Origin of the sequence: Pararhizobium sp. LjRoot255 (genome assembly GCF_964252905.1) — a bacterium.
Classification (GTDB): Bacteria; Pseudomonadota; Alphaproteobacteria; order Rhizobiales; family Rhizobiaceae; genus Pararhizobium.
The window spans coordinates 2,658,338-2,684,944 of record NZ_CAXUPQ020000001.1 but is presented as its reverse complement, the minus strand read 5'-3'; the positions used below and the strand labels follow the sequence as shown (position 1 = coordinate 2,684,944).

Below are 26,607 nucleotides of genomic sequence, written 5' to 3'. Positions count from 1 at the left end.
CAGCCGACCGCGCGTTCTTGTCCCAGGAGAAAAACATGGGTCCTTTGGTCGCAATGCTTTCGGCTCTCGTGCTGACGGACATCGGCGTTACTGTATCGCGCATCAAGCGGAACGGAGCCATGTGGCTGCTGGCTTCCTTGTTTTTTCTGACTGCCTATATTTTCGCCCTCGTCGCAGGCGCGATCTATCTCAGCGCATTTTATACGCCGCTGACGGCCACCATGATCCTCGCAGTCATCTCCCTCGTGCTCGGCCTTGTCATCATCGGCATCATGTACGCGCTCAATGCGCGGGACAGGCGCATCGCAGCGGACAAGCGCCGGCGCTCGCAGGCGCAAACCAGTCTGGTAATCGCGACGGCTCTGACGCTGTTCCGCAAGCAACCGCTTCTGGCCGCCGGCGTCGCGGTCGGGCTTGGAGCCGCGCTTGGGCTGATGAGGAAATCTGGCAACGACAGAGAGCGCTCCTGACGGTGTTTCAGCACAGCTCAGAGGGGAAGCCTGATAATCGCCGTCAATCCTGCAGGCAGGTATTCGACCTTCGCCGAACTGCCCATCACCTTGCCGAGGCTACGCTCGATCAGGATCGAGCCGAAGCCACGCTTGGCCGGCTCGCTGACAGGCGGCCCGTCCACCTCTGTCCAGGTCATATGCAAGACACGGCGGCCGTCCTCATCAACCCCGCGCGCGGTTACGACGACCTTGCCGTTCGGAACCGACAAAGAGCCGTATTTTGCAGCATTGGTCGCCAGTTCGTGCAGAACCAGCCCGAGGCCCACCGCCTGGTCCGGCCCGAGCAAGATCTCGTCCTTGTGGATTTCGATCTGCCGTGCGTAGTCGCGCACATGCGGTGCCAGCTGTTTGGCCAGCAAAGCCGAAAGGCGGATGTCAGACCATTCATGATCCGACAAAAGCCCGTGCGCTTCCGATATCGACTGCAGCCTGCCGGCGAATGCCGTCATGAACTCTTGCGGATCGCTGGTTTGCCGCAACGTCTGTCGGGCCAGCGACTGCAGCATCGCCAGCGTGTTCTTGACGCGGTGATTGAGTTCGCGCAGCAGCAGCCTGGTACGCTGCGTCGAAACTTGTTCCTCCGTCACATCGATATTGATGCCGAGAAAAAGCGTCGGTTTGCCCTTGGCATCGCGTTCATGCACACGGCCACGGCCAAGCAGCCATCGCCCGGTGGAGGCGACCCGAAACGTGCTGTCATATTCTTCGCCCTGCGCCATGGCGGACCGCAGCTTCGAAAATGTTGCCCTGCGGTCTTCGTGGTGAATGGCCGTAAAAACGTCCTTCGCCTGAACAATCCCGGCCGGTCGCATGCCGAACATGCGCAGCATCGCGGGATTGCAGGATACATTGCCGGAGCGCACATCCCAAAGCCAGCTGCCGACGTTGGCCGCATCGAGCGCCATGGCGTGGCGCTGCTCCTCGCGCGACAGCGCCGCCTCTTTCAGGGCCCGCTGGCTCGCTTCGTGCTTCAACTCAAACAATGAAGCGGCAACGCGCGCGAGACGGCGCATTCGGGTCCGAAACTGCGGCCCGACATCGTGGCGCGGCTTGAAATCGAAAACGCATATCGAGCCGATCGGCTGTTCGTTGATAACCAGCGGAACGCCGGCATAAAACCGCAAAAACGGCGCACCAGCCACTTGCGGCAAACCGGAAAAACGCGGGTCGGTCGAGGCGTCGCCGACGACAAGCACGTCATCCAGGGGCCTAGCGATCGTATGCACGCAAAACGATTCCGCAGACAGCGCCTGCGTCTCGCTGGTTCCAGCCGCAGCCTTGAGCCATTGATGCTGCGCATCGACGAGCGTCACCAAAGCAATCGGCGCGCCGAAAAGATCGGCGGCCATCTCGGCGAGTTCGCGAAAATCAGCATCCGGCACAGCCATGTCCGGGACGACGGAGCGCAGGACCTCAAGCCGTTGCGGCGATGTCAGAACGGCCGCCATCACCGCCGGCAGGCCGCTATTCTTTTTGTTCATGACCTTCCACACCCAGCCCCGGGCGCCGTCATTGGCGTGAGCCCGCGACATCTCCCTTGCAGGCGCCGCACTGTTTCTGCACGATTGCCAGCCCCGGCGCAAATCATGCCCGCCACACCACGGCGCTCTGCGAAAAGACACGTCCGCCAAATCTGAAGACGTATACGGGAGGACGCGAAATGTCTGCGGTCAGGAAACAAAGGCACGCGATGTGATGGGCGCCGATGTCGCATCAGGCCCATACTCGCTCTCGCCGGTTACCTGCAGAATATCCTGAAGGCGCTGGCGGGCGCGGTTGACGCGGCTTTTGATTGTTCCAAGCGCACAACCGCAAATCTCCGCCGCCTCCTCATAGGAGAAGCCGGATGCACCTACCAGAATTATCGCCTCACGCTGATCCGGCGGCAGCTTTTCCAGCGCCCGCTTGAAGTCTTGAAGATCGAGCGAGCCATATTGGGCCGGATGCTGGGCCAGCGTCTCGGTGAAGTAGCCGTCGCTATCTTGCACTTCGCGCCCACGCTTGCGCATTTGGCTGTAGAGTTCGTTGCGCAGAATCGTGAACAGCCACGCCTTCATGTTGGTGCCCATCTCGAAGTGGTCCTGTTTGGCCCAGGCCTTCATGATGGTGTCCTGAACGAGATCGTCGGCCCGGTCGTGCCGGCCGATCAACGACATCGCAAATGCACGCAGACTTGGAAGGGCCGCGAGCATCTCATGCTTGAAACTCGATTCCTCAGAGGTCATGCCGCCACTCATTCCGCCACATCCGGCATCGACTGGCGCTCGACCGCGTCGAGCTTCTCAAGCAGGTCGAGGAACCGGTCCGGAATGGCTTCTTCCTGTACAGAAAGATAGAGCGCGCGGAGCTTGCTTGCAATCTGTGCATTCGGATTATTGGCGCGCATTGACTTCGCCCCATCGCGCCCTGCCCCAATTTTGTAGGTCATAAAGTCAAAATACCTTCAGAGTTCAACTGGCAGAATAATGCACTGCGAAAAAAATCGTTCCCTCCAAAGGAACCTTTTTTTTCTTGTGGCGTTTTCTGCCTGTCATGGCCATCACCTCGGCCTGATTGAGGGAGTTCTTAAATGTCACTTTCCACTCGGATCGCTCCGTTTCTTCCCTATTTGCGCCGTTACTCTCGCGCATTGACCGGGTCGCAGACGTCGGGTGACGCCTATGTCGCGGCTGTTCTTGAAGCGCTGATCGCAGATGTCTCCATTTTCCCGGAGGCGAGCAGCGATAGGGTCGCGCTGTTTCAACTTTATACAAAGCTGTTCGGCTCCTCCTCGGTTTTGATCCCCGAGCCCGTTTCACCCTTTGCCTGGGAGAAACGAGCGTCGATCAATCTCGCATCCGTCTCGCCGCTGGCGCGCCAGGCTTTCCTGCTCGTATCCGTCGAAGGCTTCCGCACAAGCGAGGCGGCAGAAGTTCTCGGCACGACCGAGAGCGGCATGAACGAACTGCTTGAGCGCGCCTCCGAGGAGATTTCACGCCAGGTCGCCACCGACATCATGATCATCGAGGACGAGCCGCTGATTGCCATCGACATCGAACAGATGGTCGAGAGCCTTGGCCACAGGGTCACCGGCATTGCCCGCACCCGGGATGAAGCCCTGGCCCTGTTCAAGGCAACGCGGCCAAGCATGGTGCTTGCCGATATCCAGCTGGCGGACGGCAGTTCCGGCATCGATGCGGTCAATGATATCCTGAAGAACACGTCAATTCCGGTGATTTTCATAACGGCGTTCCCGGAACGCCTGTTGACCGGCGAACGGCCGGAGCCGACCTTCCTGGTCACCAAGCCGTTCAACCCGGACATGGTCAAGGCGTTGATCAGCCAGGCGCTGTTCTTCAACGAATCCACCAAGGCCGCAGCCTGAGACCCGTTTGCCCGGAGCATCCGGGCGAACGAGCTCATTGTGAAAAAAACAACGGGGGGAGCGCCTCGGCGCCCGGGGTGGACATATCGATTTTAACCGGCCCGTTTCGTATCGATGAGCCGATCGAGCGGGGCCGCTTTTGTCGTTGATACGGGAGCTGGGCAGGCAGTCAATCGGAGAATGGAAGGCGTATCGCGTGGCCAATGCAGGCAGTTCAGCCCCCCTCAGGACCGGCGGCAAACCAAACGCGGCCCTGATGGAGCTGGTCTTGAAGAAGTCCGGTTTGGGCTATCTCTATCAATCTGACGATCTCGGCGTCGTTCTTTCCGGCAACCTGCCTCAAGATCTGCAGTCGCTGGCCATGGGCCGGCAGGCGGACGAGGAAGTGTTCGGATCCGCGGAAAGCGCCCGCCTGACGGCCCTGAAGCGGGACGTCGCCAGCCGAAACGCTCCTGCCTCGACAGAAATCGATGTCACCTCGCGGGCGGGTGTTCTGACCTATCGGATCGATATCGAGCGCATCGATTCCATGGGCATGACCGGTATTCTGTCGGTGATCACCGACATCTCCGAGACCCGCCGCCGCGAACGCGTCCTCAAGACCTTGCTGCGCGAGCTTAGCCATCGCTCGAAAAACCTTCTGGCCATCATTCAGGGCATCGCCACCCAGACGGCGCGCCAGGCGCTTTCGCTCGACTATTTCCTAAGCAAGTTTCGCGGCCGCATTCAATCGCTCGCCTATTCGCAGGATCTCGTGACCGATTCCAGCTGGCGCGGCGCCTATCTCTTCGCCCTGACGGAACGGCAATTCAGCGCCTATTGGCCGGCGACGGAAAACCCGATTTCCGTCAGAGGCATCGATGCGCATCTGTCGCCGAATGCGGCGCTGCATATCGGCCTTGCACTGCATGAGCTGATCGTCAATTCTGCCTCCCACGGCGCGATTTCCGCCGGTGTCAATTCGCTGACGATCGATTGTTTCGAAACACTGCTGAACGATCAGAAGGCGATCGAACTCGCTTGGATCGAACACTTGCCACCGGCATCAACGTTGCAGAGCGAGGCTGACGACCACACTTTCGCACGCACGGTGCTGGAACGCGTCGTGCCGATCGCCGTCGGCGGCAAGGCCATGTATATGACCGCACCCGATCGCATCGAATATCACCTGACCATTCCGTCGCGGGAATATGAAATCATTACCCGTGTCGAAGAGTAAAACTGCTCCCCGCGGAAGCGGCAGATCCTGTAACGAACGTGATGATCCCCTGCAAAAAAGAACAGCCAGTGTCCGGGGAAGACACTGGCTGATATCGTCAACTCACCGAGGGGGCGTGTGAGTTGGATACCGGATCTTTGTTAGGGTGTGTTCGCATTGGGGGCGATGCGAACGACTATCCGGACACGGCATAAACGGGCTCGCTGCCAAAAGGTTCCGCGCCGGTTTCTTTTTTCCGAAGATTATTGCCCTGCCAGGATGCTCCTTCAAAGGGCTTCCAACTCTGCGCGATGTTTGTAGAGGCTGAGAAACTTGCGAAAGTCGCGATCATAGACCTCCCTCCGCGCCGGGTTGGGATGACGTTCGTGCCCGCCCGGCGACATCGCAGGTCCCGCGGCGCCCAGATCCGGATAGAGGTCGCCGGCAACCGCCGCAACCATGGCGGTACCAAGCAGCACCGCGTCGTTTGTTTCAGGTACAACGACCGTGCAGCCCGTCACGTCGGAATAAAGCTCCATCAAAAGCGGATTGCGCACATGCCCGCCTGTGACATGCAGTGTATCCAGCTCGTAGCCCGCCTGCTTCATCATCTCGAGTATATGCCGTACCCCGAGTGCAATGGCGACGCAGGTGCGCCAATAGAGCCGGCACAACGCATCGAATGAACTGTCGAGCGTCAGGCCGCTGATGACGCCAAGCGCATGCGGGTCGGCGAGCGGCGAACGGTTGCCGTGGAAATCCGGAAGCACATGGAGCCGCGAGGCAAACTCCGCACCATGGGCGGCGCGCAGTTCCTGAATGCGCAACACGATCCGTGCGTGGATTTCCGCATCCGGTTCGCCGCCGGCGCTATGACTGCGCACGACATGATCGAGAAGCGCTCCCGTCGCCGATTGCCCGCCTTCGATCAGCCAGCTGTCAGGAAACGCCACCTCGAAATAAGGGCCCCACATGCCGAAGCCCGGCTTCATGTCCTTCGAAAAGGCGACAATGCAGCTGGAGGTACCAGCAATCAGGGCGAGCTGCCTTTCCAGCCGGTCCGGTTCGCCCGCAAATTCGCCGAGAACGCCTATGGCACCGGCATAGGCGTCGATCAGCCCCGTCGCCACCTGGCATTTTTCATGGAGCCCGAGCTCGGCCGCAGCCGCAGCGGTCAAGTGTCCGGTCGATTGCCCGACCGGCAAGGTTTTCTCCGGCAGGCCGCCCCGCTCGCGCAGGTCTTCAAGGCCGATCCTTTCCAGGAATTCGTCCTGCCAGCCGTTTGTCTTGTGGGGAAGATAGTTCCATTTCGCTGTCAGCGTGCAGCGCGAACGTGCGGCATTGCCGGTTGCCCGCCAGGACAGGAAATCGGCCAGATCGAAAAAGTATCCCGCCTTTTCCCATTGTTGCGGCAGGTTCTGCTTCAGCCACATGAGCTTCGGCATTTCCATTTCCGGCGACATGACCCGGCCTGAATGATTGAGCACCGGATGTTCGGTCGCCGTGCAGAAGTCGGCTTGCGTCAAGGCGCGATGGTCCAGCCAGACGATCGTGTCCCAGCGTGGATCGCCCTTGCGATTGACGGACAAAGGCGCGCCGTTCCTGTCGCGCACGACCAGCGAGCAGGTGGCATCAAAACCAATGGCGGCGACGGCTTCGGCGGACGCACCTGCCTTGGCGCGGGCAGTTTTTACGGCGATGCAGACGGCGGCCCAGATATTTTCGGAATCGTGCTCGGCGTGATTTTCCTCGGGCCGGTTCATCGCGATCGGATAGTCGGCACGAGCCAACTGCTTGCCACGCCTGTCGAAAATGCCGGCACGGGCACTGCCGGTTCCAACATCGACAGCAACAATCAGATCGCGCATTAAACTGCGTTCCCGTCCGTTTGTTCTTCACGGACAAAATGGATCAATTCCCGCATGTCGTCAAACAGCACGTCAGGCGAAAGTCGCTTGAGCGCGGCGAGATGCCGCTCGGATCGCGCATGTGAGGCGCCCGCAAAGGCAAACACCCGCATTCCGGCAGCCTGGGCAGCCTCGATGCCGGCCGGGCTGTCTTCCACGACAATGCAGTTTTCGGGCAGCGTGGCCATTTCCGCAGCGGCATGCAGGAAGAGATCGGGCGCGGGCTTGCCGCGCTCCACCATCGTCGAGCTGAAAAGATAAGGGTCGAGCCTGTCGATTAGGCCAGTGATGGTCAGCGACAGCCGGATGCGTTCCATCTGGCTGGAAGAGGCGACACAGCGCGGAATGTCGAGCTGATCGAGTGTAGTCGCAACACCGGCCACGGGCTGCAACTCCTGCCGAAAACGCTGGTAGAGATCGAGACGCATCCGCTCGAGAAAATGGTCGTCCACCGCAAGTCCGTAGTCCTCGTGCAGAATATCCGTCATCGTCTTCAGGCTTTTGCCGAGAAAGCGCTCGGTCGCCTCTTCGGCGTCCATATCGACGCCGGCATTGCGAAGCACCCGCACGAGCACATCGATCGACAGGGGTTCGCTATCCACCAGTACGCCGTCACAATCGAAGATCACCAGTTTGGGCGGATGCCGCAAGGTCATATCCGTCAAGCCACCGCTTGCACGCCAAGGCGGCGGCGCAGTGCGGCCGCAACGTTACGCGAGGCCTCTAGGGTCATGACGTCATACTCCAAGTTTTTCGTCGAGATAGAGCTGAAGCGTCGCCCGCGTGCCCTTGTCCCAAAGTGTTCGCAGCGCATGTACAAATCGCTTCTGGAACAGCGGTGATTGCGCAACTTCGCCGAAGATATCGGAAAGCGCAAGGAAGGCCTGTGGATCATCCTTGGCTTTCACAGCCGCGGCATGCAGCCGGTCGGCGCTGGCGTCGTTGAAGGTGATCGCCATGCCGCTATCGGTGGTTCCGGCGAAGTACCGGCACCAGAGCGCCGACACGAGCGACAAGCCGATCACGTCCTCGCCGCGCCGAAGCCGGTCGGCCGTCGTCGGCAGGATGAATTTCGGCTGGCGATTGGAGCCGTCCTGAGCCAGACGTGGGATGGTGTCGCCGATCTTCGGGTTGAACAGCCGCGTCTCCACCTGTTTGAAATAGGCATTGAGGTCGGTCTTCGGCACCGGCGGAATGACCGGGATGATCTCGTCGTGCTCCAGCTTCGCCAGGAAGGCGCGGACCGTCTCGTCCTCCATCGCTTCATGGACGAAATGGATATCGAGAAGTGCGGCCGGATAGGCAATCGCCGCATGGCCGCCATTGAGGATGCGGATCTTCATATGCTCGTAAGGTGCGACATCCGGCACGAACTGGACGCCAACGGTTTCGAGCGCCGGGCGGCCCGCGGGAAAATGATCCTCCAGGACCCATTGCTTGAAGTCTTCGCAGAACACCGGCCAGTTGTCGTCAATGCCGTAATCGTCGGCGACGATGCCGACCTCCCGCGGCCCGGTCGCCGGTGTGATGCGGTCGACCATGGCATTCGGGAAGGCGACATTGGCGTCGATCCAGTCGGCAAGCGCCGGATCGGACAGGCGGGCGAGACCCGAAAGAGCCGCATGCGTGACTTCACCATTGCCCGGAATATTATCACAGGACATCACGGTGAACGGCACGATGCCCTTGTCCTTGCGTGCTTTCAGGCCGGCGATGATCAGGCCGAACACCGTTTTCGGATCAGAGGGATTCTGGCTGTCGGAGGCGATGGCCGGATGGCCCGGATTGAACGTGCCGGAAGCCGGGTCGATGAAATAGCCGCCTTCAGTGATCGTCAGCGAGACGATCCGGATCGCGGGATCGGCGAGCTTCGCGATCGTCGCTGCAGCATTGCCGGGGGCCAGATAGTCGATCATCGGCGCCGTGACACGGGCGGCACTCCTGTCGTTATCCTGTGAGACGACGGTGGTCAGGAAATCCTGTTCGGCAAGCTTTGCCCGCATTGCTTCGTCGGACTGCAAAACCCCTGCCCCCACGATCGCCCAGTCGAGATCCTTTCCGGTATTGAAGAGATCATCGAGGTAGATCGCCTGATGGGCGCGGTGGAAGTTGCCGACGCCGAAATGGACGATGCCCGCCTTCAGCTTTGAACGGTCATAGGCAGGAACAGCGGCTGTCTTCTTGATGGCGTCGAGATTGGCGAGCGAAAGTTTGGTCGTCATGTCTTCATTCCTTTCGATGAGCTTTAATCAGCTCATCCAGTTGCCGCCATCGACATTGTAGGTTTGCGAAACGACGTAGTTGCTTTCGGCAGACGCGAGGAAGATCGCCATGCCCGTCAGGTCTTCAGCGGTGCCCATGCGTCCGAACGGAACTTCGGCACTGACCAATCTCTTCTTTTCACCGAGCGGCCGGTTCTCGTATTTGGCAAACAATGCATCGACGCCCTCCCAGTGCTCGCCATCGACGACGCCGGGCGCGATCGCATTGACGTTGATGCCATGCTTGATGAGGTTCAGGCCCGCCGACTGGGTGAGGCTGATAACCGCCGCCTTGGTGGCGCAATAGATGGCGACAAGCGCCTCCCCACGGCGGCCCGCCTGGCTTGCCATGTTGATGATCTTGCCGCCGCGCCCCTGCGCGATCATCTGCCGCGCGGCGGCCTGCATCGTGAAGAGCGTGCCGCCGACATTGATCGAAAACAGCCTGTCGTAGCTTTCGCGGGTGATCTCGACGATCGGGGCGAGATCGAACAAAGCGGCATTGTTGACGAGGATATCGAGGCCACCGGCCTTCGCCACGACTGCGGCAATTGCCGCGTCGATCGAGGCTTGGCTGGTCACATCCATTTCCACGGCATAGGCCGACGACCCAAGCTCGTCCGCAGTCGTCTTCGCACGACCGAGATTGATATCGGCGATCGCGACGGTCGCCCCTTCCCGGATGTAGGCCTCGGCAAAAGCGCGGCCGATGCCCCGCGCCGACCCCGTGATCAACGCGCTCTTTCCCTGTAAACGTGTCATCGAATTGCCAGTCCCTTGTCATTGAAACGGTGAACGCGGCCCTCGTCCGGGGTCAGGAAGACGTGGTCGCCATGGTTGACGCCGAAATCACCGCCGACGCGGGCCGTTACCAGGCCGATACCCTCGACATGAATATGCAGGAAGGTATCCGAGCCGAGATGTTCGGCCACGCCGACCACACCGCGCCATGTCCCGGACTGTGTCGAGAGCTGCAGGTGTTCCGGGCGGACGCCGATGGTATGGGCGTTGTACGGCCTTGAGAATTCGCCGGTCGCAAAGTTCATGCGCGGCGAGCCTATGAAACCGGCGACGAAAAGATTATCCGGCCGATGATAGAGGTCGAGCGGCGACCCGACCTGCTCGATATTGCCGGCATTGAGAACCACGATCTTGTCGGCCATCGTCATGGCCTCGACCTGGTCGTGGGTGACGTAGATCATCGTCGTCTGCAGCTGATGATGCAGTTCGCTGATCTCGAGCCGCATCGTTCCGCGCAGGGCAGCATCGAGATTGGACAACGGCTCGTCGAACAGGAACGCCGAGGGCTCGCGCACGATGGCGCGGCCGATCGCGACACGCTGACGTTGGCCGCCGGAAAGCTGCCCCGGACGGCGGTCGAGATAGTTCGTCAGGTTGAGGATGCGCGCAGCCTCCGTCACCTTCTTGTCGATCGCGGTCTTCTCGAGCTTGGCCATCTTCAACGGAAACGCGATGTTGTTGCGCACCGACATATGCGGATAGAGCGCATAGGACTGGAACACCATGGCCAAGCCACGCTTGGCCGGCGCCTCGCCGGTCAGGTCGCGGCCATCGATCTCGATCGAGCCGGAGGTCGTGTCTTCGAGACCGGCGATCAGGCGCAGCAGCGTCGACTTTCCGCAACCCGAGGGGCCGACGAAGACGACGAATTCGCCATCCTCGATAGTGAGGTCAATGCCCGGAATGACCTGCGTCGCGCCGAAGGATTTGTTGACCTTCCTGAGTGTAATATTGCCCATGCGTCTCTCCCCAGTCTTTCTGCCGTGACGAGTCTTTTCGTCGTTCGTCGTTATTTCACCGCGCCGAAGGTCAGGCCGCGGACGAGTTGCTTCTGGCTGAACCAGCCCATGATCAGGATCGGGGCAATCGCCAGCGTCGAGGCAGCCGACAACTTTGCCCAGAACAGCCCTTGCGGGCTGGAGAAAGAGGCGATGAAGGCGGTGAGCGGTGCGGCGTTGGTTGCGGTCAGACGGATCGTCCAGAAGGCTTCGTTCCAGGCGAGGATGATGTTGAGCAGCATCGTCGATGCGATACCGGGCACTGCCATGGGCGTCAGCACATAGATGATCTCGCCCCAGAGCGAAGCGCCGTCCATGCGCGCGGCCTCCAGGATCTCACCCGGAATTTCGCGGAAATAGGTGTAGAGCATCCAGATCACGATCGGCAGGTTGATCATCGTCAGCATGACGGTCAGGCCGATGCGGCTGTCGAGCAGGCCGAAATCACGGAAGATCAAGTAGATCGGCACCAGAACGGCGACGGCCGGCATCATCTTGGTGGAAAGCATCCACATCAGCACGTCCTTGGTCTTCTTGGTCGGCGAAAACGCCATCGACCATGCGGCCGGCACGGAGATCACCAACGCAATCAGGGTCGAGCCGACCGACAGGATCACCGAGTTCATGAACGGCTTGAAGTAATCCTTCTGCGTCTGCACGTCGATATAGCTTTCGACCGTGCCCGACGGGATCAGGCTGAAGCCCCGGATCGCCTCGGTTTCCGATTTGAAGCTGGTGATGATCGTGTAGAGGATCGGGAAGAAGATGATCAGCGCGACGATCCATGCGGCGATGGTGAAAGCGACGGTTCTTCTTGTCGAGACTGCGCGGGCCATGGTCCTGCCTCCCTTATCTGTCGAGGTTCTTGCCAACGGCGCGCATCAGGAAGAAGGCGACGATATTGGCGAGGATGACTGCGATGATGCCGCCTGCCGAGGCGCCGCCGACGTCGTAGCCGAGCAGCGCGGTGCGGTAGATCAGGAACGGCAGGTTGGTCGACGCGTAACCCGGTCCGCCATTGGTGGTGACGAGGATTTCCGCATAGATGCTGAGCAGGAAGATCGTCTGGATCAGGATGACGACGGTGATCGAGCGGGCCAGATGCGGCAGCGTCAGGTAGATGAAGCGGTTGACGAAATTGGCGCCGTCCATTTCGGCCGCTTCCTTCTGCTCGACGTCAAGCGATTGCAGCGCGGTCAGGAGGATGAGCGTTGCAAACGGCAGCCACTGCCAGGCGACGATGATGATGATCGAAAGCAGCGGGTACTGCGCGAACCAATCGACCGGCTGCAGGCCGAGCGCCCGGCTCATATCGGCAAGCACGCCATAGCCCGGATGCATGATCATGTTCTTCCAGACGAGGGCGGCGACCGGCGGCATGACGAAGAACGGCGAGATGATCATGATGCGCACGATCCCCTGTCCCATCATCGGCTGGTCGAGCAGGAGCGCGATCGCAACCCCGCCGATGACGGTGATGAGCAGCACGCCGACGACGATGACCAGCGTGTTCCAGATCGACTGGAAAAAGGCGGGATCCGTGTAAAAATACTGGTAGTTGAACAGGCCAGCGAAGCTGACATTGGCCGGATTGAGCAGATTGTAGTTCTGGAACGAGAACCACAGCGTCATCGCCAGCGGCACGATCATCCAGATCAGAAGCAGCCCGACCGAGGGGGCCATCATGAAGCGCGCCAGCGCCCGCGTGTTCTGCGTAGCCATAGAAACAACCCTCCCGCTCGTTCCGGTACAGGCGCCCGCCCCGCCGGGAGGGCAGCAATCCGGCCTGCTTGGTATTCTTCTCGAAAAATCCTGACGTCAGCCGCAATGACGATGGAGATTGACTAACGGCTGACGTCAGGTTCCAGTTTGACGACCCGGATCATAGACCCCGGGTCGTCCGCCCTTGGGAGGGACCTACTTGATGTAACCGCCGCGTGTCATTTCGCGGGTGGCTACCTGCTGTGCCTGCGCGAGCGCATCATCCACAGTCATCTGACCGGCCAAAGCCGCCGAGAAGAGCTGTCCGACCGTCGTGCCGAGCCCCTGGAATTCCGGGATCGCGACGAACTGGACACCGACGTAAGGGACCGGCTTCACGGTCGGCTTGGTCGGATCAGCCGCATTGATCGAATCCAGCGTCATTTTGGCGAACGGAGCCGCCTTCTGGTACTCCGGATTGGCGTAGAGCGAGGCGCGCGTGCCCGGAGGAACGTTTGCCCAGCCTTCCTTCTCGGCAACTAGGTCGAGATAGTGCTTGCTGGTTGCCCAGGACACGAACTTCTGGGCCGCTTCCGCCTTCTGCGTGCCGGCAGGAATGCCGAGCGACCATGCCCACAGCCAGTTGCCGCGCTTGCCGAGGCCGGTGTCGGGCGCCAGGGCAAAGCCGACCTTGTCGGCGACGGTCGAATCCTTCGGGTTGGTCACGAAGGAGGCGGCGACGGTCGCATCGATCCACATGCCGCACTTGCCCTGCTGGAAGAGCGCCAGGTTCTCGTTGAAGCCGTTGGAGGATGCACCCTGCGGGCCAGCATCGTTCATCAGCTTCACGTAGAAATCGAGCGTGTTCTTCCATTCCGGCTGATCGAACTGAGGCTTCCAGTTCTCGTCGAACCAGCGGGCGCCGAAGGCATTGGAGGTGGCGGTCAGGAACGCCATGTTCTCGCCCCAACCGGCCTTGCCACGCAAGCAGATGCCGTTGATGCCGGCCGCGCGGTCGGTCATCTTGCGGGCAGCATCGGCCACGAATTCCCAGGTCGGCGCATCGGGCATGGTGAGCCCTGCCTTCTCCATCAGGTCCTTGCGATACATGATGAACGAGCTTTCGCCGTAGAACGGAGCCGCATAGAGTTTGCCGTCCACGGTAAGACCAGAGCGGATGGCCGGAAGCAGATCGTCGACGTCGTAGTCAGCGCCGAGATTGTCGAGCGGCAGGAGCCAGCCCTGCTTTGCCCAGATCGGCACTTCATAGGTCCCGATCGTCAGTACGTCGTACTGGCCGCCCTTGGTCGCGATATCCGTGGTGACGCGTTCGCGCAGCACGTTTTCCTCGAGGGTGACCCACTCGAGCTGGATGTCGGGGTTTGCCTTGGTGAAGTCGTCCGTCAGCCCTTGCATGCGGACCATGTCGCCATTGTTCACCGTGGCAATGGTGAGGCTTTCCGCCTGGGCGAAACCCGCGATGACGACTGCCGAGCACGTGCCCAGCAAAAAAGTTTTCAAGTTCATATATCTTCCTCCCAGAAGAGTTGTGAGCATTTGCCTTGTTCGTGGGCAATTACTCACACATTTGCAAAAAATGTCAATTGGCATTCGTTGCTGCACTGCAGAAACGAAGGACTAACCATTTGATATTTTTTATTGATTATTTATGAGCACCGGCTCACTGGGTGAGCAAAAACTCAGCCATTGCCTCATCCGTGATGAGGCCGTTGATCACCCGCCCTTTGAGGGCAGCGCTCAGCGCCAGGTGTTTTCGCTGACCTTTGGCGATACCGATGACGGTCGCCGAGTCGCGTGGTGGCAAAGGCACGCTGGCGACGCGCTTGTTGATGCCGCCGGACATCATCTGGCCGTTGCGGTCGAACATCCAGCCGCAGATTTCTCCGGCGGCTCCCTCGTCCATCAGTCGCATCATTTCGTCATGGGCAAGAAAACCGTCTTCGCACAATGGCGCCCGCTCGCCCAACTCGCCGACACCGACGAAAGCGACATCCGCCTCCGCGCCCAATTTCAACGCCGATTTGACGAGTGCCTGACTGTGAAGCACCGCCCGCTCCTCTGGCGAGGAGACAAGAACCGGCAGCGGCATCGGAAAATGCCGCGCCTTCACGGCATCGGCCATCGAGAAGATGACGTTGTAATAGGCAGCCGAACCATCGGGACCGATATTTCCGGTCAAGGAGACGATGCGGTGCTGCGGACATTCCATCGCCGGCAATTGGTCGATCGCCGCCTTCAGCGTGCGCCCCGTACCGATGGCAAGGATGATCGGATCGGTGGATTTCAGCCAGCGCTCTATTTCGGCGGCACCGGCTTCGGCAATGCCGACCGTCGTCGATGTCGATCCAGGATCGCTCGGCACGATGTCCACCTGCCGCAGATCGTATTTCTCCTTGAGCCGCTGCCCAAGTTCGAGACAGGCGGCGATCGGATGATCGAGGCGAACCTTGATCAGCCGCTCGGCCATCGCAAGCGAAACCAGCCGCTGCGCCGACTGCCGCGATATCCCCATCGCGGACGCGATTTCATCTTGCGTGCGCCCGGCGACATAATAAAGCCAGCCAGCGCGCGCGGCATCGTCGAGCCTGTTGCTTGCTTCCGGTCTGCGCGCCATTGTCCGTACTCCCTGGGAAATGTGCTGACATTTTTTCCCGCCTTCTGTCAAACATTGACCGTTGACGTGTGATTGCAAACACGCTGAAACCCTTGCGCCACCGCGATTCCAACATTTTCATATTTTGAATTTTTACCGTTTGATAAAAAAATAAAGCATGTTACCGTTTCATCATCCTAAGGCATGACATTTGGGAGCCATAAAATGGGAACGACTGAAACTGGAATAGTGAGCGGACGCCTGTCGCTCGCCGAATATGACAGGAATTTTTCCGACCTGCATCCGCCGCTGGACGAGCATGAAGCGCTGGTCGCCTCCGACCGCTGCTATTTCTGCTACGACGCGCCCTGCATGACGGCCTGTCCCACCTCCATCGATATCCCGCTGTTCATCCGGCAGATATCGACTGGGAACCCGACCGGGTCGGCCAACACCATCTTCGACCAGAACATTCTCGGCGGCATGTGCGCCCGCGTCTGTCCCACCGAGACGCTCTGCGAGCAGGCCTGCGTCCGCAACACCGCCGAACACCGGCCGGTGGAGATCGGCCGGCTGCAGCGTTATGCCACCGATATCGCCATGCGCGACAACGTCCAGTTCTACGAACGCGCCGAACCGACCGGTAAATCCATTGCCGTCATCGGCGCCGGTCCGGCGGGCCTTGCCTGCGCCCATCGCCTTGCCGTCAAGGGTCACGACGTCATCATCTACGACGCCCGCGAAAAGGCCGGCGGCCTCAACGAATACGGCATTGCCACCTACAAGACGGTCGACAGCTTTGCCCAGAAGGAAGTCGACTATGTCCTGTCCATCGGCGGCATCGACGTGCGCAACCGCCAGATGCTGGGCCGTGACTTCTCGCTAAGCGACTTGCTGTCGAAGCATGACGCCGTCTTCCTCGGCCTCGGCCTTGCCGGCGTCAACGCGTTGCGTACCGAGGGCGAAACGGCCGAGGGCGTCGAAGATGCGGTCGATTTCATCGCAGCACTCCGGCAATCCGAAACCAGGGCGGATATCCCGGTCGGCCGCAGGGTCGTGGTTCTCGGTGGCGGCATGACCGCAATCGATGCGGCCGTGCAGGCAAAACTGCTCGGTGCCGAAGAGGTGACGATCTGCTATCGCCGCGGCAAGGAGCATATGAATGCCTCGGAATTCGAGCAGGATCTTGCGGCCTCCAAGGGTGTCACCATCCGCCACTGGCTGCAGCCGAAGCGCATTCTCACCCGCGACGGCAAGGTGGCCGGCATCGAGCTCGACTACACTGCGCTCGATGACGGACGTCTCGTCACCACCGGCGAAACCGGCGCGATCACTGCCGACCATGTGCTGAAGGCGATCGGCCAGACCTTCGAGGCCGACGGTCTCGGTGCCATCGCGCTGCAATCCGGCCGCATCGTCGTCGACGACGAGGGCCGCACCTCGCTTGAGCGCGTCTGGGCCGGCGGCGACTGCGTTCTGGGCGGCGAGGACCTGACGGTCTCCGCCGTGGCCATGGGTCGCGATGCGGCCGAATCGATCAACCGCGTGCTTGCCGCTGCGACGCAGCCGGCCATCGCCGTCGCCTGAAGGGGAGAATGAACAATGGCTGATCTCCGCAATAACTTCGTCGGCATCAAGTCCCCGAACCCGTTCTGGCTGGCCTCGGCGCCGCCGACAGACAAGGCCTATAACGTCGAGCGCGCCTTCAAGGCGGGCTGGGGCGGTGTGGTCTGGAAGACGCTTGGTGAGGAAGGCCCACCGGTCGTCAATGTCAACGGCCCGCGTTACGGCGCCATCTGGGGCGCCGACCGCCGCTTGCTCGGCCTCAACAATATCGAGCTCATCACCGACCGCGACCTCTACACGAACCTGCGCGAAATGAAGCAGGTGAAGATGAACTGGCCGGATCGGGCGCTGATCGCCTCGATCATGGTGCCTTGCGAAGAAAATGCCTGGAAGGCGATCCTGCCGCTGGTCGAAGAAACCGGCGCCGACGGCATCGAGCTCAACTTCGGCTGTCCGCACGGCATGTCGGAACGCGGCATGGGGGCTGCGGTCGGGCAGGTGCCGGAATATATCGAGATGGTCGCGCGCTGGTGCAAGCAGTATACCCGCATGCCCGTCATCACCAAGCTGACGCCGAACATCACCGACATCCGCAAGCCCGCTCGCGCCGCCAAGGCCGGCGGCACCGACGCCGTCTCGCTGATCAACACGATCAACTCGATCACCTCGGTCAATCTCGACACGTTCTCGCCGGAGCCGTCGATCGACGGCAAGGGTAGCCATGGCGGCTATTGCGGACCGGCGGTGAAGCCCATCGCCCTCAACATGGTGGCCGAGATCGCCCGCGATCCGGAAACCTACGGCCTGCCGATCTCCGGCATCGGCGGCATCACCACCTGGCGCGACGCGGCAGAGTTCCTGGTGCTTGGCGCCGGCAACGTCCAGGTCTGCACCGCGGCCATGACCTACGGTTTCAAGATCGTCCAGGAAATGATCACCGGTCTTTCGAACTGGATGGATGCCAAGGGCCATCGCTCGCTCGACGACATCTGCGGCCGGGCGGTTCCGAACGTTTCGGACTGGCAGTATCTCAACCTCAACTATGTCGCCAAGGCCCGCATCGACCAGGATGCCTGCATCAAGTGCGGCCGCTGTCACATCGCCTGCGAGGACACCTCGCATCAGGCGATCACCCAGTATGTCGATGGCGTCAGGCATTTCGAGGTGATGGAAGACGAATGCGTCGGCTGCAACCTCTGCGTCAACGTCTGCCCCGTACAGGACTGCATCACCATGGTCGGCCTTGAGCCGGGGACGCTCGACGAGCGCACCGGCAAGGTGGTCGATCCGAACTATGCCAACTGGACGACCCATCCGAACAATCCGATGGCCCGGCAGGCCGCGGAATAAGGGTTTTGCACGCGAATCGGCCGCTTCGACATCGAGGCGGCCGATTGCCGTTTGATTGGCACCGCAAACCTGTTAGGAAGCGCACGCTACAATCTGTCGTAGCGCTCCAAGACAGAAGCCATCATGGCACGCAAACCCTTCCCTGACGTGAGCTTTTGAGGTCACGTCCAAGCGACGCAAGTCCTAGCCCTCGGAACCCAAGGTCAGACCGGCAACCAGTTCGTTCACGGCAACGTCGAACTGATCGGGAAACTAGGCTGCAAAGATCCCTGCCCCTGCAGATCAGGGAGGCGGTTTCAAGAACTGCTGTCTGGCCTCCGGCCGCTATGATGGCATCGAGCGGGATCATTATTTTTGGAGAGCGAAACTGAAGGATGAGCGCAGGCGCCCGGCCTCTATCCTGGCGCCTGTGGTCCGCGGTGGACGAGGTTGGCGATAACGGATTGGACACGAAATTGCGACGATGCGTCCACAAAACGTGCGTTGCCCCTTGCGGCTAACTCGTCAATAAGAGGCCATAACAACATGCGGCGCTTCGCCGCCAACTCCGGATTTTTGCTTGAAGGTCGCCTCATCTAGAACGCGCAAAAGGCTGCATCTGCTTTCAGGCGCTTGCCTGGGATTGTTCCTGCTGACCCATTTTTCCAATCACGCGCTTGGCCTTGTCTCGGTCGAGGCGATGGAGAGAATGCGCGTTGTTTTCAACCTGATCTGGCGCAGTTGGCCGGGCACGATCCTGCTTTACGGCTCGCTGCTGGTGCATTTCCTGCTGGCGCTGGAAAGCCTTTACCGCCGGCAGACGCTGCGCATGCCGGTTCGGGAAGCGCTGAAGATCATCTTCGGGCTTTCCTTTCCCTTCCTCATCGTTGGCCATGTGGTCGGTACGCGTGTCGAATGGATGCTGACGGGTTATGGCAACGGCTACTACGAGATGTTGCCAATCCTCTGGTCGAACACCCCAACCGCGATACGGCAATCGCTTGCCCTCATTCTCGCCTGGTCGCATGGCTGCCTCGGTGCCTGGTTCTGGATGCGCGGCCGCAGCTGGTATCCGCGTTACTTCCTGTTTTTCTATTCCTTCGCGGTCCTCGTGCCGCTGCTCTCCCTGCTCGGCTTCGCCGTTGCCGCGCGGTCGCTGGAGGGCGGGTTGCCGTCCGGGGCATGGTTCATGGCGAACCGCACCCCGCCCGAAATCCTCGCACAAATCCGGCTTTCCATCGGTGCTGGCCTGCTGGCGATGATTGGCGGAACGCTGATCCTGCGTGCAATCCCGGTGCGGGGGAAGGTCCGGATCACCTATCCCGAGCGCGCCATCTCCGTCGCGAAAGGCTTCAGCGTGCTCGAGGCGAGCCGTGCCGCAGGTATACCGCATATCTCGATCTGCGGCGGGCGCGGGCGCTGCTCGACCTGTCGCGTGCGGGTGACGGAGGGATTGGATCGGCTGCCGCCGCCAAACGAGGCAGAAAGGACAACACTCGTGCGAATCCGCGCGCCTGGCGATGTTCGCCTCGCCTGCCAGCTGCGGCCGAACCACAGCCTGTCGATCGCGCCCGTTCTCGGTGGCGACAATATCGGTCTGAAGGCCCAGCCGACCGAGCAGCAGGCAGCCGGGCGCGAGCGCCGCATCGCGGTCCTCTTCTGCGACCTGCGCGACTTCACCCAGCTTGCCCAGAAGCAACTGCCCTTCGATACCGTCTTCCTGCTCAACCGGTATTTCGAGACCATCGGCGAGGCCGTCGAAGGATCGGGCGGCATCATCGACAAATTCATCGGTGACGGCGCGCTGGCGATCTTCGGGCTGAGCAATACGATCGAGGAGGCCTGCGCCCAGGCACTCGACGCAACCGTGCGCATTGCCAAGGGTGTCGATCTGCTCAACCGGAATTTCATGAGCGAACTGGAAAAACCGCTGCGCATTGCGATGGGCATGCACGCCGGTTCGGCAATCATCGGCCAGATCGGCTATGGCAAGGCCTCGTCGCTGACCGCCGTCGGCGACACCATCAACGCCGCGAGCCGGCTGGAAGGGTTTGCCAAGGAATATGATGCGCAGCTGGCCGTTTCCGCCGACGTCGTGCGCTACGCCGGGCTCGTGGTCAACGACAGGGAAAGCTACAACATCTCCATTCGTGGCCGTGCGGGCATGCTCGAAACACTGATCGTCCAGAACACGGCGGAGATCGAAATAATGATGGCTTCCGGCAACCACCTCAAGGAGACGCCGACCTGACCAGAGGCCCACTGCCGCGACGCTGGCGCAGTTAGGCATTCCCGTCCTTGATCTCCAAGCCCTTGACGAACAACTGCTCCAGAAACCGCGCTGCGTCTTCGAATCGTCCCTCGCCTGATCGCTCCTCCCCGAGCACGTCGCGCACCTGAACATCGAAATCGGCATAATGCTGCGTTGTCGACCAGATGGCGAAGATCAGGTGGTAGGGATCGCACTTGGCAATTTTGCCGGCCTTCGCCCAGGCCCGGATCACTTCTGCCTTCTCGTCCACCAGCGCCTTCAACGGCCCCTTCAGTTCGTCCTCGATATGCGGTGCGCCCTGCAGGATTTCGTTGGCAAACAGCCGGCTTTCTCGCGGGAAATCGCGAGCCATCTCCAGCTTGCGGCGGATGTAGCTGCAAATCTCGGAGACCGGATTTCCCTCGGCGTCGAACTCACGCAGCGGATCGAGCCAGCTGTCGAGAACCCGGTCGATCAGCGCCCGGTGCATTGCTTCCTTGGTGCGGAAATAATAGAGCAGGTTCGGCTTCGACATGCCCGCCACATCGGCGATCTGATCGATGGTGCTGCCGCGGAAGCCGTGGGTCGCAAACACCTCCAGCGCCGCCTCCAGAATCAGTTCTTCCTTCTCCTCCTGGATGCGGGTTCGCCTTTGTGTTCGGGCTGCCCTCGGAAGTACCATGTTTCCCCCTGTCTTCTCACCAATCACCGCCTGCGCGCGGTTTGAAAACCTCCGAAAACCGCTTGCCTCAAAAAATCGGACGGCAATTCCGTTTTTTCCGTTTTTCGTCTTGAGTGCGGCAACGGAAGTTGTAATGTTTTACCAACCGGTCAAATTATCAGTCAGTTCAAAGTCAAACGCAACGGCTGATCGCAGGGCAATCGAAAAAACCAGACGGCCCCGATTCGACCGACGGGAACAAGGGGACGCGCACACAACGTGCCTCCCGCAAAAAATGAGGAGAGCCGCCATGGTAGCAGCACCGGGCGAGAACATGCGCGTCAATGCGGACCGTCTTTGGGCAACGCTGATGGACATGGCGAAAATCGGCCCAGGTATTGCCGGCGGCAACAACCGCCAGACGCTGACGGACGACGACGGCGAAGGCCGCAAGCTCTTCAAGACCTGGTGCGAGGACGCGGGGCTGACCATCGGCGTCGACAAGATGGGCACGATGTTTGCCACCCGCCCCGGCACCGATCCCGACGCGCTGCCCGTCTATGTCGGCTCCCACCTCGACACGCAGCCGACCGGCGGCAAATACGACGGCGTGCTTGGCGTGCTCGGTGCGCTCGAAGTCGTGCGCACCATGAACGATCTCGGCATCAAGACCAAGCACCCGATCGTCGTCACCAACTGGACCAACGAGGAAGGCGCGCGCTTTGCGCCTGCCATGCTCGCCTCCGGTGTCTTTGCCGGCGTCCATACGCTCGAATATGCCTATGACCGCAAGGACCCGGAAGGCAAGACCTTTGGCGACGAACTGAAACGCATCGGCTGGCAGGGGGACGAAGAGGTCGGCGCCCGCAAGATGCACGCCTATTTCGAATATCACATCGAGCAGGGTCCGATCCTGGAGGCGGAAGAAAAGACCATCGGCGTCGTCACCCACTGTCAGGGCCTCTGGTGGCTGGAATTCACGCTGACCGGCCGCGAAGCGCACACTGGCTCGACACCGATGAACATGCGCGTCAATGCCGGGCTCGCCATGGCCCGCATCATGGAGATGGTTCAGGGTGTCGCGATGGAAAACCAGCCCGGTGCCGTCGGCGGTGTCGGCCAGGTGTTCTTCTCGCCCAACTCCCGCAACGTGCTGCCCGGCAAGGTCGTCTTCACCGTCGACATCCGCTCGCCGGACAAGGCCAAGCTCGACCGCATGCGCGCCAGGATCGAGGCCGAAGCGCCGAAGATAACCGAACCCCTTGGTGTCGGCTGTTCCATCGAGGCGATCGGCCATTTCGCGCCGGTCACCTTCGATCCGACGCTTGTGACAGCCGTGCGCACCGCCGCCGAAAAGCTCGGCTACAGCCATATGAACCTCATTTCCGGCGCCGGCCACGACGCCTGCTGGGCCGCCAAGGTGGCACCCGCCACCATGGTCATGTGCCCTTGCGTCGGCGGCCTCAGCCACAACGAGGCGGAGGATATCTCGAAGGAATGGGCGTCGGCCGGCTGCGACGTTCTGTTCCATGCGGTGGTGGAGACGGCAGGGATTGTGGAGTAAGCCGATGCGTCCCGGTGCCACGTCATCCGGTTTTCGCCTTCACTGATCGGCAAAACCATCATGAACACGGAATGAGGGAACAAGCACAATGAGCACAGTCATCAAGGGTGGCACCATCGTCACCGCCGACCTCACCTACAAGGCCGACATCAAGGTGGATGGCGGCAGGATCGTCGAGATCGGGCCGAACCTCTCAGGTGACGAGACGCTGGACGCGACCGGCTGCTATGTCATGCCCGGCGGCATCGATCCGCACACCCATCTCGAAATGCCCTTCATGGGCACCTATTCCTCCGACGATTTCGAAAGCGGCACGCGTGCAGCGCTCTCGGGCGGCACGACCATGGTCGTCGATTTCGCGCTTCCCTCGCCCGGCCAGTCGCTGCTCGAGGCGCTGACCATGTGGGACAACAAGACCTCGCGGGCCAATTGCGACTTCTCCTTCCACATGGCGATTACCTGGTGGAGCGAGCAGGTCTTCAACGAGATGGAGACCATCGTCAAGGACAAGGGCATCAACACCTTCAAGCATTTCATGGCCTACAAGGGTGCGCTGATGGTGGACGACGACGAGATGTTCTCGTCCTTCCAGCGCTGCGCAGCGCTCGGCGCCCTGCCGCTCGTCCATGCCGAAAACGGCGATGTCGTCGCCCAGATGCAGGCAAAGCTGCTCGCCGCCGGCAATAACGGCCCTGAGGCGCATGCCTATTCCCGGCCCGCCGAAGTCGAAGGCGAGGCCACCAACCGGGCGATCATGATCGCCGACATGGCAGGCGCCCCGGTCTATATCGTGCACACCTCCTGCGAGCAGGCGCACGAAGCCATCCGCCGCGCGCGCCAGAAGGGCATGCGCGTCTATGGCGAGCCGCTGATCCAGCACCTGACGCTGGATGAAAGCGAATATGCCAATCCCGACTGGGACCACGCCGCCCGCCGCGTCATGTCGCCGCCCTTCCGCAACAAGCAGCATCAGGACAGTCTCTGGGCCGGACTTGCTAGCGGCTCCCTGCAGGTGGTCGCGACTGACCACTGCGCCTTCACCACCGCGCAGAAGCGTTTCGGCATCGGCGACTTCACCAAGATCCCCAACGGCACCGGCGGCCTTGAAGACCGCATGCCGATGCTCTGGACCCATGGCGTCGCGACCGGCCGCATCACCATGAACGAGTTCGTCGCCGTGACCTCGACCAATATCGCCAAGATCCTCAACATGTATCCGAGGAAAGGCGCGATTCTCGTCGGGGCCGATGCCGACATCGTCGTCTGGGACCCGAAGCGCTCAAAGACGATCTCGGCTGCCACCCAGCAGTCGGCGATCGACTACAATGTCTTCGAGGGCAAGCACGTGACCGGCCTGCCGCGCTACACGTTGACCGGCGGCGTGGTTGCGATCGAGGAATCGACGATCAAGACGCGCGAAGGCCAGGGCAAGTTCATCAGCCGTGAACCCTTTACCGCCGTCAACAAGGCGCTCTCTACGTGGAAGGATATCACCGCGCCACGCAAGGTCCAGCGCACCGGCATCCCGGCGAGCGGGGTGTGATGGTGAGCGCCGCAACTCGCATTGCTGTGTTGCTTCTGACCATCGTCGCGGCGGCCGGATCGGCCGTTGCGAGCCAAAATTTCCTCGACGGCGCCTATGGCAACAAGGACGGCTGCGCCTATGCCAAGACCGGCGAATATACCGGCTCCGACGACTTCTTTCTGCTGACCGACGAAGGCATCACGACGGCGGCATCTTATTGCAGCTTCAAAGGTCCGGTGACAAAAAACGGAAAATCCTTTGCCGCCACAGTTTCCTGCAGCGCTGAGGGCGAAACCGGAGAGGCGGACGACAGCGTCGACATTCTGCGCACCGGCAAGGACTACACCATCGCTTTCAAGGACGGGACACGCTGGGGGCCTCTGAAGAAATGCAAATGAGCCGCCCTCCATCCAGCACATCACTCTGTCGCCGGCCGGCGGGCCAAGAGCGGAACGACGGGCCCGCTGACGCAACACGGACATTACTACGGCACGAGGGCATCCAGCTCCGGCAACAGAACCACGCTCTCCTGCCCCTTCGGATCTGTCCGCGCGATCACCGCCGAACAGGGCTGGTCCGACAGGTTGGCCGGCAGATGCGGAACGCCGGCCGGGATGTAGAACATCTCGCCTGCCCGCACGATGGCGTGGTGCTCCAACCGGTCGCCGTGCCAGGTGTGCGCCTCTCCCGACAGCACGTAGATCGCCGTCTCGTGGCTTTCGTGCCGATGCGCCTTGGCGCGGCCGCCCGGCGGGATCGTCAGGAGATGCATGCAGATGCCGGTCGAACCTGTTGCCTCCGCCGAAATGCCTTCGAAATAACTGAGCCCCTGCTTGCCGTCATAGGTCTGGCCAGGGCGCACGATCCGGCAGGTCGGTTTTGATGATTGCAACATTTCCACATCTCCTCGGCAGCAATATCGCGCGCAGCATACCTCATTCGAAAAATATGAAGTACGACTATCGAAGGCAGACAGCCGAATGACGACACAGCAAACTTCCAGCCAATGGCATTCAGGACGGAGCGCACCGGATCCAATGACAATCACACCAGCATCCGTCGTCTCAGCCCGCAATCTCGGCCTCACCTTCGAGACCAATGACGGCCCCGTCAACGCGCTGACCGGCGTCAATCTCGACGTCAACAAGGGCGATTTCGTCTCCTTCATCGGCCCTTCCGGCTGCGGCAAGACGACGTTCTTGCGCGTCATCGCCGATCTGGAAAAGCCGACCTCCGGCACGATAACGGTCAACGGCACGACACCAGAAGACGCGCGCCAGAACCGTTCCTACGGCTATGTTTTCCAGGCGGCAGCACTTTATCCCTGGCGCACCATCGAGAAGAATATCGCCCTGCCGCTCGAAATCATGGGTTACAGTGCCGCCGACCAGAAGGCCCGCATCGAGCGGACGCTGGATCTCGTCAACCTGACCGGCTTCGGCAAGAAGTTCCCCTGGCAGCTTTCCGGCGGCATGCAGCAGCGCGCGTCTATCGCTCGCGCGCTCGCCTTCGATGCCGACCTGCTGTTGATGGACGAACCCTTTGGCGCGCTGGACGAGATCGTCCGCGATCATCTGAACGAGCAATTGCTGCAGCTCTGGGATCGCACCAACAAGACGATCTGCTTCGTCACGCACTCCATCCCCGAAGCTGTCTATCTCTCGACAAAGATCGTCGTCATGAGCCCCCGCCCCGGCCGCGTCACCGACATCATCGAGTCCACCCTTCCGAAAGAACGCCCGCTCGATATCCGCGAAACGCCGGAGTTCCTGGAGATCGCCAGCCGGGTCCGCGAAGGGCTGAGGGCGGGGCATAGCTATGATGAATAGATCAATTGTGCCGGTGGATACCCCCCTCTGTCACTTCGTGACATCTCCCCCACACGGGGGGAAATCACTCTTTTCCCTCGCCGCCTCTCGGGCAAGCCGAGCACAATACCTGCGGCTAATCTCCCCCCTTGTGGCTGAGATGTCACGAAGTGACAGAGGGGGGTGCCACGCCACAACGAGGTGCTTGTCATGAACCCCTCCTTCATCCTCTGGCTCGCCGCGTCCATGGCCATATTCCTCAGCGCCGCCACGGCCTCGCGCTACTATGTCGCCAGCAACAACATCCTGATCCTGCTGTTTTCGCTGGGCCTCTATTGCATCGGCAATCTGATGATGGTGCGCTTGATGCGCGAAGGCGGGCTGGGGCTTGCCATTTCCGCGTCTGCGATTGCCCAGCTTCTGCTGGTCAATCTCATTGCCTTTGTCATGTTCGGCGAGCGGCTGACGCTTTCGCAGATGGCCGGCGTCGCCCTCGGCGTCGTTTCCATGGCGCTGATGCTCTTGCCATCGAGCGGAAAGGCCTGAG

At 60.9% G+C, this 26,607-nt stretch carries 25 protein-coding genes; 11 read left to right on the top strand and 14 right to left on the bottom strand.

Going from position 1 to position 26,607, the window contains the following annotated elements; all coding sequences use genetic code 11:
* Positions 1-35 precede the first annotated feature (35 nt).
* A complete protein-coding gene (locus ACSQ2W_RS12975; protein WP_436086604.1) occupies positions 36-470 on the top strand; it encodes a hypothetical protein in 435 nt (144 codons plus the stop codon).
* Positions 471-487: 17 nt separating this feature from the next.
* Here the strand turns inward: ACSQ2W_RS12975 and ACSQ2W_RS12970 are convergent, their stop codons facing one another.
* The 3 genes from ACSQ2W_RS12970 to ACSQ2W_RS12960 all read right to left on the bottom strand — a co-directional run bounded on the left by ACSQ2W_RS12970 (position 488) and on the right by ACSQ2W_RS12960 (position 2,898).
* Positions 488-1,993: a sensor histidine kinase gene (locus ACSQ2W_RS12970; RefSeq protein WP_436086603.1), complete on the bottom strand. Its 1,506-nt coding sequence runs from the start codon at positions 1,991-1,993 to the stop codon at positions 488-490.
* Positions 1,994-2,182: 189 nt separating this feature from the next.
* Positions 2,183-2,737: an RNA polymerase sigma factor gene (locus ACSQ2W_RS12965; protein ID WP_436086602.1), complete on the bottom strand. Its 555-nt coding sequence runs from the start codon at positions 2,735-2,737 to the stop codon at positions 2,183-2,185.
* Positions 2,738-2,745: 8 nt separating this feature from the next.
* A complete protein-coding gene (locus ACSQ2W_RS12960; protein WP_436087774.1) occupies positions 2,746-2,898 on the bottom strand; it encodes a NepR family anti-sigma factor in 153 nt (50 codons plus the stop codon).
* 183 nt (positions 2,899-3,081) lie between these two features.
* Between ACSQ2W_RS12960 and ACSQ2W_RS12955 the strand changes: the two genes are divergently transcribed.
* The gene (locus ACSQ2W_RS12955; RefSeq protein ID WP_436086601.1) at positions 3,082-3,876 is read left to right on the top strand and encodes a response regulator; all 795 of its coding nucleotides are present in this window, start codon (positions 3,082-3,084) and stop codon (positions 3,874-3,876) included.
* A 256-nt stretch (positions 3,877-4,132) separates the two neighbouring features.
* A complete protein-coding gene (locus ACSQ2W_RS12950; RefSeq protein WP_436087773.1) occupies positions 4,133-5,095 on the top strand; it encodes a sensor histidine kinase in 963 nt (320 codons plus the stop codon).
* A gap of 266 nt (positions 5,096-5,361) precedes the next feature.
* Here ACSQ2W_RS12950 and ACSQ2W_RS12945 read toward each other — a convergent pair whose 3' ends face one another.
* The 9 genes from ACSQ2W_RS12945 to ACSQ2W_RS12905 form a co-directional block, all read right to left on the bottom strand.
* Positions 5,362-6,942: an FGGY-family carbohydrate kinase gene (locus tag ACSQ2W_RS12945; protein ID WP_436086600.1), complete on the bottom strand. Its 1,581-nt coding sequence runs from the start codon at positions 6,940-6,942 to the stop codon at positions 5,362-5,364.
* Positions 6,942-7,637 carry an HAD family hydrolase gene (locus ACSQ2W_RS12940; RefSeq protein ID WP_436087772.1) on the bottom strand — a complete coding sequence of 232 codons (696 nt, stop codon included), beginning with the start codon at positions 7,635-7,637 and terminating at the stop codon, positions 6,942-6,944. Before ACSQ2W_RS12940 ends, ACSQ2W_RS12945 begins: the two co-directional genes overlap by 1 nt.
* Positions 7,638-7,718: 81 nt before the next feature.
* Entirely contained in the window at positions 7,719-9,203 is a 1,485-nt protein-coding gene (locus ACSQ2W_RS12935) for a mannitol dehydrogenase family protein (protein ID WP_436086599.1), read from the bottom strand.
* 27 nt (positions 9,204-9,230) lie between these two features.
* Positions 9,231-10,004, bottom strand: coding sequence for an L-iditol 2-dehydrogenase (locus ACSQ2W_RS12930; RefSeq protein WP_436086598.1), 774 nt, complete (start codon positions 10,002-10,004; stop codon positions 9,231-9,233).
* Positions 10,001-11,002, bottom strand: coding sequence for an ABC transporter ATP-binding protein (locus ACSQ2W_RS12925; RefSeq protein WP_436086597.1), 1,002 nt, complete (start codon positions 11,000-11,002; stop codon positions 10,001-10,003). The genes ACSQ2W_RS12930 and ACSQ2W_RS12925 overlap by 4 nt, the downstream gene beginning before the upstream one ends.
* Before the next feature lie 50 nt (positions 11,003-11,052).
* Complete coding sequence (locus tag ACSQ2W_RS12920) at positions 11,053-11,877, bottom strand: carbohydrate ABC transporter permease (protein ID WP_436086596.1); 825 nt, start codon at positions 11,875-11,877, stop codon at positions 11,053-11,055.
* Between the two features lie 13 nt (positions 11,878-11,890).
* The gene (locus tag ACSQ2W_RS12915; RefSeq protein ID WP_436086595.1) at positions 11,891-12,763 is read right to left on the bottom strand and encodes a carbohydrate ABC transporter permease; all 873 of its coding nucleotides are present in this window, start codon (positions 12,761-12,763) and stop codon (positions 11,891-11,893) included.
* 195 nt (positions 12,764-12,958) lie between these two features.
* Complete coding sequence (locus tag ACSQ2W_RS12910; protein WP_436086594.1) at positions 12,959-14,269, bottom strand: ABC transporter substrate-binding protein; 1,311 nt, start codon at positions 14,267-14,269, stop codon at positions 12,959-12,961.
* 154 nt (positions 14,270-14,423) lie between these two features.
* Positions 14,424-15,377, bottom strand: coding sequence for a sugar-binding transcriptional regulator (locus ACSQ2W_RS12905; RefSeq protein WP_436086593.1), 954 nt, complete (start codon positions 15,375-15,377; stop codon positions 14,424-14,426).
* A 204-nt stretch (positions 15,378-15,581) separates the two neighbouring features.
* On the opposite strand from ACSQ2W_RS12905, the gene ACSQ2W_RS12900 reads away from it, so the two are divergent.
* From ACSQ2W_RS12900 to ACSQ2W_RS12890, 3 genes are all read left to right on the top strand, one after another.
* Entirely contained in the window at positions 15,582-16,943 is a 1,362-nt protein-coding gene (locus ACSQ2W_RS12900; RefSeq protein WP_436086592.1) for an NAD(P)-dependent oxidoreductase, read from the top strand.
* A 15-nt stretch (positions 16,944-16,958) separates the two neighbouring features.
* A complete protein-coding gene (gene preA, locus ACSQ2W_RS12895; protein ID WP_436086591.1) occupies positions 16,959-18,272 on the top strand; it encodes an NAD-dependent dihydropyrimidine dehydrogenase subunit PreA in 1,314 nt (437 codons plus the stop codon).
* A 559-nt stretch (positions 18,273-18,831) separates the two neighbouring features.
* A complete protein-coding gene (locus tag ACSQ2W_RS12890; RefSeq protein WP_436086590.1) occupies positions 18,832-20,502 on the top strand; it encodes an adenylate/guanylate cyclase domain-containing protein in 1,671 nt (556 codons plus the stop codon).
* A gap of 31 nt (positions 20,503-20,533) precedes the next feature.
* Here the strand turns inward: ACSQ2W_RS12890 and ACSQ2W_RS12885 are convergent, their stop codons facing one another.
* Positions 20,534-21,184: a TetR family transcriptional regulator C-terminal domain-containing protein gene (locus tag ACSQ2W_RS12885; protein ID WP_436086589.1), complete on the bottom strand. Its 651-nt coding sequence runs from the start codon at positions 21,182-21,184 to the stop codon at positions 20,534-20,536.
* Between the two features lie 289 nt (positions 21,185-21,473).
* On the opposite strand from ACSQ2W_RS12885, the gene ACSQ2W_RS12880 reads away from it, so the two are divergent.
* The 3 genes from ACSQ2W_RS12880 to ACSQ2W_RS12870 all read left to right on the top strand — a co-directional run bounded on the left by ACSQ2W_RS12880 (position 21,474) and on the right by ACSQ2W_RS12870 (position 24,650).
* A complete protein-coding gene (locus tag ACSQ2W_RS12880; protein WP_436086588.1) occupies positions 21,474-22,727 on the top strand; it encodes a Zn-dependent hydrolase in 1,254 nt (417 codons plus the stop codon).
* Positions 22,728-22,815: 88 nt separating this feature from the next.
* On the top strand, positions 22,816-24,270 hold the full coding sequence (gene hydA / locus ACSQ2W_RS12875) for a dihydropyrimidinase (protein WP_436086587.1): 1,455 nt from the start codon (positions 22,816-22,818) through the stop codon (positions 24,268-24,270).
* A gap of 2 nt (positions 24,271-24,272) precedes the next feature.
* Positions 24,273-24,650, top strand: a complete 378-nt coding sequence (locus ACSQ2W_RS12870; RefSeq protein ID WP_436080450.1) for a hypothetical protein — start codon at positions 24,273-24,275, stop codon at positions 24,648-24,650.
* An 86-nt stretch (positions 24,651-24,736) separates the two neighbouring features.
* Here ACSQ2W_RS12870 and ACSQ2W_RS12865 read toward each other — a convergent pair whose 3' ends face one another.
* A complete protein-coding gene (locus ACSQ2W_RS12865; protein WP_436086586.1) occupies positions 24,737-25,147 on the bottom strand; it encodes a cupin domain-containing protein in 411 nt (136 codons plus the stop codon).
* A 142-nt stretch (positions 25,148-25,289) separates the two neighbouring features.
* Here ACSQ2W_RS12865 and ACSQ2W_RS12860 point away from each other — a divergent pair, with 142 nt between their 5' ends.
* Together ACSQ2W_RS12860 and ACSQ2W_RS12855 are read left to right on the top strand one after the other, a co-directional pair.
* Complete coding sequence (locus ACSQ2W_RS12860; protein WP_436086585.1) at positions 25,290-26,081, top strand: ABC transporter ATP-binding protein; 792 nt, start codon at positions 25,290-25,292, stop codon at positions 26,079-26,081.
* A 189-nt stretch (positions 26,082-26,270) separates the two neighbouring features.
* Positions 26,271-26,606 (top strand): hypothetical protein, encoded by a 336-nt coding sequence (locus tag ACSQ2W_RS12855; RefSeq protein WP_436086584.1) that lies wholly within the window; start codon positions 26,271-26,273, stop codon positions 26,604-26,606.
* Position 26,607: the final 1 nt, after the last annotated feature.